8 protein-coding genes are annotated in these 8,627 nt (G+C 38.8%); 3 read left to right on the top strand and 5 right to left on the bottom strand.

Translation table 11 applies throughout. The features are described from left to right. Positions 1 to 477: 477 nt before the first annotated feature. The 3 genes from JOC77_RS17910 to JOC77_RS17900 form a co-directional block, all read right to left on the bottom strand. Positions 478 to 960, bottom strand: a complete 483-nt coding sequence (locus JOC77_RS17910) for a DUF2798 domain-containing protein (RefSeq protein ID WP_204546312.1) — start codon at positions 958 to 960, stop codon at positions 478 to 480. Positions 961 to 1,046: 86 nt separating this feature from the next. Further along, positions 1,047 to 1,349 (bottom strand): hypothetical protein, encoded by a 303-nt coding sequence (locus tag JOC77_RS17905; RefSeq protein WP_204546309.1) that lies wholly within the window; start codon positions 1,347 to 1,349, stop codon positions 1,047 to 1,049. Positions 1,350 to 1,531: 182 nt separating this feature from the next. Then, positions 1,532 to 2,947, bottom strand: a complete 1,416-nt coding sequence (locus JOC77_RS17900; protein WP_204546307.1) for a SpoVR family protein — start codon at positions 2,945 to 2,947, stop codon at positions 1,532 to 1,534. 286 nt (positions 2,948 to 3,233) lie between these two features. Here JOC77_RS17900 and JOC77_RS17895 point away from each other — a divergent pair, with 286 nt between their 5' ends. After that, on the top strand, positions 3,234 to 3,473 hold the full coding sequence (locus JOC77_RS17895; protein ID WP_204546304.1) for a YhdB family protein: 240 nt from the start codon (positions 3,234 to 3,236) through the stop codon (positions 3,471 to 3,473). 159 nt (positions 3,474 to 3,632) lie between these two features. Here JOC77_RS17895 and JOC77_RS17890 read toward each other — a convergent pair whose 3' ends face one another. Both JOC77_RS17890 and JOC77_RS17885 read right to left on the bottom strand, forming a co-directional pair. Then, positions 3,633 to 5,369, bottom strand: coding sequence for a phospho-sugar mutase (locus JOC77_RS17890; RefSeq protein ID WP_204546301.1), 1,737 nt, complete (start codon positions 5,367 to 5,369; stop codon positions 3,633 to 3,635). A 177-nt stretch (positions 5,370 to 5,546) separates the two neighbouring features. Further along, entirely contained in the window at positions 5,547 to 7,085 is a 1,539-nt protein-coding gene (locus JOC77_RS17885) for a bifunctional GNAT family N-acetyltransferase/carbon-nitrogen hydrolase family protein (protein WP_204546293.1), read from the bottom strand. Between the two features lie 296 nt (positions 7,086 to 7,381). On the opposite strand from JOC77_RS17885, the gene JOC77_RS17880 reads away from it, so the two are divergent. Together JOC77_RS17880 and JOC77_RS17875 are read left to right on the top strand one after the other, a co-directional pair. Next, positions 7,382 to 7,813 carry a disulfide oxidoreductase gene (locus JOC77_RS17880; RefSeq protein ID WP_204546291.1) on the top strand — a complete coding sequence of 144 codons (432 nt, stop codon included), beginning with the start codon at positions 7,382 to 7,384 and terminating at the stop codon, positions 7,811 to 7,813. 7 nt (positions 7,814 to 7,820) lie between these two features. Then, positions 7,821 to 8,291, top strand: coding sequence for a thioredoxin family protein (locus tag JOC77_RS17875; protein ID WP_204546274.1), 471 nt, complete (start codon positions 7,821 to 7,823; stop codon positions 8,289 to 8,291). The last annotated feature ends 336 nt before the right edge of the window (positions 8,292 to 8,627 follow it).

The raw sequence follows: 8,627 nt of genomic DNA, 5'->3' as shown, positions 1-8,627 counted from the left end.
ATTTTTTCCGGGAGTGTGTTTTAAAAATCCAACTGCACACCCTTATTTTCGTGTTGCCTTTTTTACCCTTCTAGATTACTTTGGAGAGGATTGATTCCTAGTTCTTTTTTTATTTTCACAGAAAAAAGCTTTCTAAAGGACAGCTCTGTTCAATAACTATTAACTACATAATCTTGTTCGTCGATTTCAATAAACTAATGGTCCTTACGATAAGAAACCGCCTCTATCAAAACCTAGAACTTCACTTATTTGCTTTTCGCAGTAAATTATCTACCCATAGGTCCTTGTGAGCCCATCCTGTTTCATTTAAATTGAACTCACCGAAATTGATTTCTTCAGTTGTTTTATATTGTAAGTAAATATGGGTGAATGCTCAGTATCCATAGCATTTTTCCGAACAGTCCTCGTGGGATAAAATAGAATTGCTGCCTAAAACACCTTAAACCAGCAAGCTGCCAGAATGCAGCTTGCTGGTTTTTACAGGTTAAATTCTGGCTTTTGCTTCGATGGTTTAATGTATTTACCTAAAAGCCAACGTGATATTGGTCCCACTATTAGTAACTGCGATGGAAGAGCCACCATGAAGTTTAGACCTACTGTTTTAATGTATGCTCTGAAAATTAAACCTTCAATTCCTGTCATAAACGCTGTTAAAATAAGACCGTATACTGACATAATAAGAACCATCATAGGGACCATACAAAAAGCAAGCGCCACAATAAAGTTGATTTCTTTCGATTTCTTATAAGGTAGTGATAATGCAATTTTACGCGCTTTCGGTTCAACTAATGATTCTGCTATAAAAGCGACGATAAGTGTTACAACAAATTGTATCACTGCACTCCCTACTGTAAACGATGAAAATCCGTGTAAAACTGTGTTGTAAACTGACATAATAAGAACCATTCCAAAACACATAAATAACCCGAAAATAATGCCTTCTTTTTTATTACTGGGCAAAATAAAAACATCCTTTCTTTAGAGAATAAATGTAATTATATATGCACGAAAATTTTTACATAAGTGACATTTTTGTGAACTTTATTTTAGTCTATATTAAATACACTGTTGTTTTGACGTGAAAAATTCGTAGTACAGTTTAAGGTCAAAGCAATATCTTCAAGGAGTATTGCTGGCATATCATACCCCATATCATGACTTATCCCATCAATGGCGATCGAATAAAACCAAAGGGAAGAAATAATTATACATAAACCAATGTTTAATATAGAACGTGATAATATTCCAACTCGATATGTTTGCTTTTGCTTTAAAATTAGATAAACAGTTCCCGAAAGTAGTAATAGCCAAAGAATTAATGATGCAAGAAAAAAATTTGTATCATTCATGGCATCCTCCACAAATTACAGAGTTAATTTGTTTCTAAAATACTATCCATTCATTCATGTAAAATAGAAGACCGCTCATTTTCTCTCTAATCCATGCTATAGTACCCTCATTTTTAGGAAAATAAAGGTTTTTTATCACCTAAGAAAAAGAACTACTGTCTTTTAAACAGCAGTTCTTTTTTTTATATATACTTCCGATGTACACCTTTCCCATCGTAGCTGAACACAATATTTCTTCCTTCAAATACGCTTTCCATATGCACAGGCCTGCCCCAAAGCTGATGTAGATATGGGAGTACTTTTTCCAGGTATTTTACATCTAATTCGATATCTTCAAACCAATGCTTTAGATACAGCTCCCCATTTTTTAAATAGTCTCCATCGTTGACTGTAATAAATGGAAAGCCCCCATTGACCCGCATGCTGACAAGCTGGTCACGTACATGCTCCCACTGCTTATCAACAACCTTGTATTCTTTCCCCTGCTTTTGGAATAAGTACATATCTTCTCTCATGACAAGGTCCTTGGTGAGATAATTCCTTAGAAAAGAGATATCTGACTCAATTTCTCTAACCTCAAACATTTGTTCACGGCCTGATCCTGGCTTTATTCCACGTTCCTTCATTTCTTTTGTAGGATTATTGTAGCGTTCTTCAATATCCTCAAATATCTTCAGGCCTAAATAATATGGGTTGATGCTGGTTCGTGAAGGCTGCACCACTCCTGCATTCAGTTTAGCAAACTCAATGGATTCGCTGCTCGTTAGATTAAGTTCCCGAAGTATCCGCTGATGCCAGTAAGATGCCCAGCCCTCATTCATAATCTTCGTTTCCAGCTGCGGCCAGAAATACAGCATTTCCTCACGCATCATGGTAAGAATATCACGCTGCCATTCAGACAGATGCCGGCTGTATTGCTCAATAAAGAGGAGAATATCTTTTTCCGGCTTAGGTGGAAATTTTTGAGTTTTTCGTTTTTCTGGTTTTTCTACAGAGTTTTTCTGATCTAGTTTCCATAGGTCATCATATGGGGTGGATATTGTTTTCTCACTCGACTCATCTTCACTATCATGCAGGGACCAGCTTAGCTTTGGCCTCATTAATGAAGGATCTATATGTTCTTCAACAGCAAGAATGGCATCCAGGAAAGATTCGACCTCTTCCTTCCCGTATTGAATTTCGTACTGCCGGATTCGGTCTGCAGTAGCTGCCATGCTTTCTACCATATCCCGCTTTGTATTTTGAAATCGGACGTTATTTTTGAAGAAATCGCAGTGTGCAAGAACATGGGCAACAATTAATTTATTTTGAATAAGGGAATTGGAATCCAGTAAAAAAGCATAACAAGGGTCCGAATTAATGACCAGCTCATAAATCTTACTTAATCCTAAATCATAATGCAGCTTCATCTTATGGAATTGCTTTCCAAAACTCCAATGAGAAAATCTGGTCGGCATTCCGTAAGCTCCAAATGTATAAATAATTTCTGAGGGACATATTTCATACCGCATCGGATAAAAGTCGAGCCCAAAACCTGTAGCAATTTCCGTAATTTCATTAATGGCATATTCAAGGGCTTTTTGGTCAGATTCCCGCACTTGCCTCTCCCCCTTTTCTTCTTACCACAATGTATGTAAAAGATAAGAGAAAATGACGAGCGGCTAAGGAAAAAACAGTTTGTTCCCATTTAATTGTTAAGTTAATGAAATAATATGGACTTCTGCCAGCTGAAACTTATAGATATGCTATTGTTCCCTCATGCTCAATGTTTTCATTCAGGGAAAAACAAACAATGCCGCTCCTGCTGAATGACCAAGTTTTTCTGAGGAACAAAGAACAGAAACAGCATACACTACTATTAACTCCTAAAAAGGAGGAAATAAGATGACTAAAGTGGATTATGACCGGGCCCTTTACTACACCCACAGGTCTGAGTGGGATAATCTTTTAATATTAATGGTCAGGACTAAGGATCAGTTTTTATCTAAGAAAATTGAGATGTTCCTTCACTCTTACCATTTCGAAAAGGATTACTCAGTAATTGAAAAACACCTTTATGGTTTATTAAGATATATTGACCATGCATCAGCAAAATTGGCTGATGAGCTGGTCTTATACGGGTAGACAGAATTGTGTATAGCATTTCCATACGAGGCTCTGCTATTCTCCGCACTTCCCGGGTCGAATCGTTGTAACGCAGGGTTGGTAATCCCTTATGTAAAACGTAAGGAAAGCTAATCATTAAAAAAACTCAGCTGACATGGAGACAGCTGAGTTTTTTATTTAGATTAATTTAGCGATATAAGATACACCCATGAAGGCTTGTTCTACGTTTTGAAGTTTTTGAACTGCTTTTTCTCGGGAAGTATCATTCACTCCGAAATAAAACTTAATTTTCGGCTCTGTTCCTGACGGCCTTAAACAAACCCATGTCCCATCCTCAAGAAAATACTTCAGCACATTTGACTTTGGAAGATTAATCTCTTCGCTCGTTTGTTCAACCAGGCTGTGTTTAGTGCTTGTTTGATAATCCTCCATTTGAGTAACTCTCAGGCCTGCTAATGCTTCGGGCGGATTGCTTCTAAAATCCGTTAGAATCTGCTGAATCTGTTCTGCTCCATCTTTCCCTTTCAGAGTTAGAGAGCGCAGACTTTCAAGATATGTGCCATACTTCTCAAATATTTCATTGAGGCCTTCATACACCGTCATGCCTCTTTTTTTATAGTAAGCAGCCACTTCTGCCGCAAGCAGGGCAGCTTGTACTGCATCCTTGTCACGTGCAAAATCGCCTATTAAATACCCGTAGCTTTCTTCATAGCCAAATAAGAAGGTATGCTCCTTGGACTCTTCATACTGCCCAATTTTTTCAGCGATAAATTTAAATCCAGTCAGAACATCTTCTGCCTGCAGTCCATATGCTTCAGCTATGGTTCTGCCTATCTCAGATGTTACGATCGTTTTCATAACAATTCCATTTTCAGGAAGCGTGCCTTTTTCCTTCTTCTGTGAAAGAAGATACTCAAGCAGAATAGCACCGGTCTGATTACCTGTGAGCACAGTGTATTCTCCTTCTGGGTTTTTTACCGCTATACCCAGTCTGTCAGCATCCGGATCGGCAGCCACTAGTAAATCTGCATTTACTTCTTTTCCTTTTCGGATTGCCAGTTCAAATGCAGCGTGCTCTTCCGGGTTTGGTGAAGCAACTGTCGAGAAATCCGCGTCGGGCTCTGCCTGCTCTTCTACGATGTATACATTCTTGTACCCCATTGATTCGAGTCCTCTTCGAACTGGAAAATTGGCGGTTCCATGCAGGGCAGTAAACACAATATTTAAGTCAACAGAAGCTGCCAGCTCAGGGTTTTCAGAAATAGTCATGAGTTGTTCATTATAGGCTGCATCTATTTCTTCACCAATCATTTTGATGAGCCCTATTTCCATCAGCTCACCTTGTTCCTTTACATTAAGCAGGAGTTCATTTTCGATATTATTAACATACTGGATCACAGAATCAGCCGGCCCGGGCGGAAGCTGGGCACCATCGGGGCCATATACTTTATATCCATTATATTCTGGCGGATTATGGCTTGCTGTAATAACAATACCAGCATATGCATGGAGTTTTCTGACAGCAAACGATAATTCCGGTGTCGGGCGTAGGCCTTCGAATACATAGACCTGTATATTTTGTGAGGCAAGAGTCTTTGCTGCCTCCATAGCAAACTCTGGAGATTTATGTCTGGAATCATAAGCGATCACAACGCCGCGCTTTTTCGCTTCCTCTCCATAGGAAGAAATAAAGGCAGACAAACCTGCTGATGCCTTTCTGACCGTATAAATGTTCATACGATTGGTTCCAGCGCCAATTTCTCCTCTCATCCCGCCTGTGCCGAACTCTAAATTTTTATAAAAAGCATCTTCTAAAGCTTTTTCATTCTTTTTTAGTTCCAATAATTCATTTTTTAATTCGATGTCAAGCTCGGAAAACGCTTCCCATTGTTCTGCGATTTGTTTATAATCCATCTCATCATCTCCCAGCTATTTGTTAAGTAAATGAAGTATTACTATATTAATTCTTACTTTGGTACTCGAATCCCTTCAACGTCAAAGATTATTTTACCTTAAAAAAAGAATGGGGTCAGCCCCCATTCTTTTTTGCCTGCCCTTTTTTCCTTTTCAAGGCTGTGATAGGCAGTTTCATTATTTTTTATATTGTATCTTATACACATCATGACGTCGGTCGCGCAGCTGGTTAACAGTCCCGGACTGTCTCTGACGGCGGAGAATTTCCAAATCTACATCCCCGATCAACACCATTTCAATATTAGGGTTGGTCTCCCCTACGATGCCATCCCGGGCAAATTCAAAATCGGATGGAGCAAATATCCCGGACTGGGCATATTGGATATCCATATTCTCTGTCTGTGGCAGATTCCCGACTGTACCGGAAATGACTGTATAAATTTGGTTTTCAACCGCACGGGCCTGGGCGCAGTAACGAACTCGCAGATAACCTTGTCTGTCTTCCGTACAGAAAGGAGTGAAGATAATCTTGGCGCCTTTGTCGGTTGCAATCCTTGCCAGTTCAGGGAACTCAATATCATAACAAATTTGGATCGCAATTTTCCCGCAGTCTGTATCAAACACTTCGACTTGATCTCCAGGGCTGATGCCCCACCATTTCCGCTCGTTAGGCGTAATATGAATCTTGTATTGCTTTTCGATTGTTCCGTCTCTCCGGAAAAGATAACTGATGTTGTATATATTATCATCATCCTCCGCCACAAAGTGAGATCCACCAATAATGTTCACATTATATCTAACAGCAAGGTCGGTAAAGAGCTCGATAAATGGCTCCGTAAACTCAGTGATCTTCCTTACCGCCATACTTGGTGACCGTTCACTGAGAAATGACATTAATTGATTCGTAAAAATCTCCGGAAAAACAGCAAAGTCAGCGCCCGCATCGGAAGCAACATCTGTAAAATATTCAACCTGACTAGCAAAATCATCAAATGAACTGATCTGGCGCATCATATACTGCACCACACATATACGTACAGGCTGAGATGTTTTAAAGAATCGATTTGTTTTCGGGTGATAGTCAATGTTATTCCATTCCATTAAAGTTGCATATTTGCCTGACTGCTTATCATCGGGAAGGTAGTTCGGATTAATACGCATTAAACTAAATCCATTCAGCAGCTGGAAGGATAGGACCGGATCGTAAATCTTATGAAGGATCACTTCCTGAACATATTCCCTTGGTGTATATTCGTCTGCAAATTTGTGGTAGTTCGGTATACGGCCTCCAATGATAATACTCTTTAAATTTAATTGGCGGACCAGTTCCTTTCTAGCTTCATACAGCCGATGCCCAATTTTCATACGGCGGAATTCTGGATGGACCATGACTTCTATGCCATATAAATTGTAGCCCTCAGGATTATGGTTCGTAATGAAGCCATTATCCGTTACATCATCCCAGGAGTGGCGGTCATCATATTCATCAAAATTTATAATCAGGCTTGAACAAGACCCGATAATCTTGCCATCATATTCTGCACAAAATTGCCCTTCCGGAAAAATCGTAAGATGGCTCTCCAGATGCTCCCTTTTCCAAGGACTCATTCCCGGAAAACACAATAGCTGCATTTCTAGAATCTCATCTATATCTTTGTGTTCTATATTCCGAATGTTTAATTTTTTTTCAAATTTATGTAAATCCAGTTCGTCCATCTATCTGCACCCCTTATGTAATGACAAATTCATATGATACTTTTAATACCCGTATAGTTATGACCCTTAAACTATTTCCTGATGCGCGTATGGCTAATACTATGAAACATTATATCAAGAGATGACTATATCCCAAAGAGCCAATCTTTTCTTCTAGATCCCCGTTAATATGCTTTATGTTTAGATCAGTTCTGCTGACAGTTTCTTGTAAAAAGCAATTGTTATTTACAATCTAGCTATAAGCACATATAATTTTAGCATGATTACCTTTAATTCAAATATTCGGGGATGAAACTATGAGTCATACTGACAAAAAAAAGGAGAATCTGCTCTTCTTAGCCTGGGGTTTCTCAGTCATTGCAATGTTCGGCAGTCTTTATTTTTCTGAAATCAAAGGGTACGAGCCTTGCGAATTATGCTGGTATCAAAGAATCTTGATGTATCCTATGGCACTGATTCTTGGAATTGCAGTTGTAAAAAAAGACTTTAAAATAAGTTTTTACACCATGATTCTTTCATGTATAGGCGGCCTGATTTCTATTTATCATGTTCTTATTCAGAAAGTTACATTCTTTACTGATTCTGCCCCTGCATGCGGACGAGTTCCCTGTACATCAGACTACATAAACTGGCTGGGATTCATAACGATCCCTTTACTGGCATTAACAGCATTTATACTGATCTTTATCACAAGTCTGTTGGTCTGGAAAAACACAAAGGAGGATTGAAAAATCCATGAAAAAAGTTATTATCTTTTTGGTCATCATCATTGCTCTTTTTGGCGGAATTGCCGCTGTAAATAATATTCAGCAAAAAGAAAAGACGGCAGACAATCCTTATGGAAAAAAAGAACTTAATCCTGCAACCGTCGATCAGCTGGATGATCCGAATTATAAAAATTTGATACTTCCGGCAGATTTGAAAGAGAAGCTGGATAATAATGAAGATGCAACTGTCTATTTCTATAGCTCAACATGCCCGCATTGCAAAAGAACAACACCTGAACTAATGCCGCTGGCGAAAAGCAAAGACATTCACATCGACCAGTACAATCTGCAGGAATTCGAACAAGGATGGGATGACTATGGAATTGAATCTACTCCTACCCTCGTCCAGTTTAAGGATGGAAAAGAAACTGCACGCATTGTTGGATATAACGAGAAAAATGTGTTTAGTAAATGGTTTGATAAATACACCTTGAAATAACAAGAAGCTGGTTAAGGCAACGAAAATCGCCTTAACCAGCTTTTTTCATGTCTTCAGTTTGCAGAGGAGATGATGACTAAAATAAGGTAAGAACAGTTTATACAAAACTACTTCACCTATAATGCTTAATGAAAAACCATATTCTTCCTAGTTTTTGGTCCATAGAGTGCACTTGATCGACAAGTTCATGGATGCTTTTTTTAGCGGCCGACACGTTTATGAGGGGTAATAGTGATTTTATGGGGCAAAAATGAAATGTACGAGGGTTATTTTGGGATGTTCCGGAAATTTATGGTGATTTCAGCTTTTTATGGGGATTATGAAAAATGATGTGTA

Source organism: Peribacillus deserti (genome assembly GCF_016909175.1).
GTDB lineage: Bacteria > Bacillota > Bacilli > Bacillales > DSM-1321 > Paraperibacillus > Paraperibacillus deserti.
Note: the sequence above shows the minus strand (reverse complement) of the source record. Positions and strands in the feature narration are given on the sequence as shown.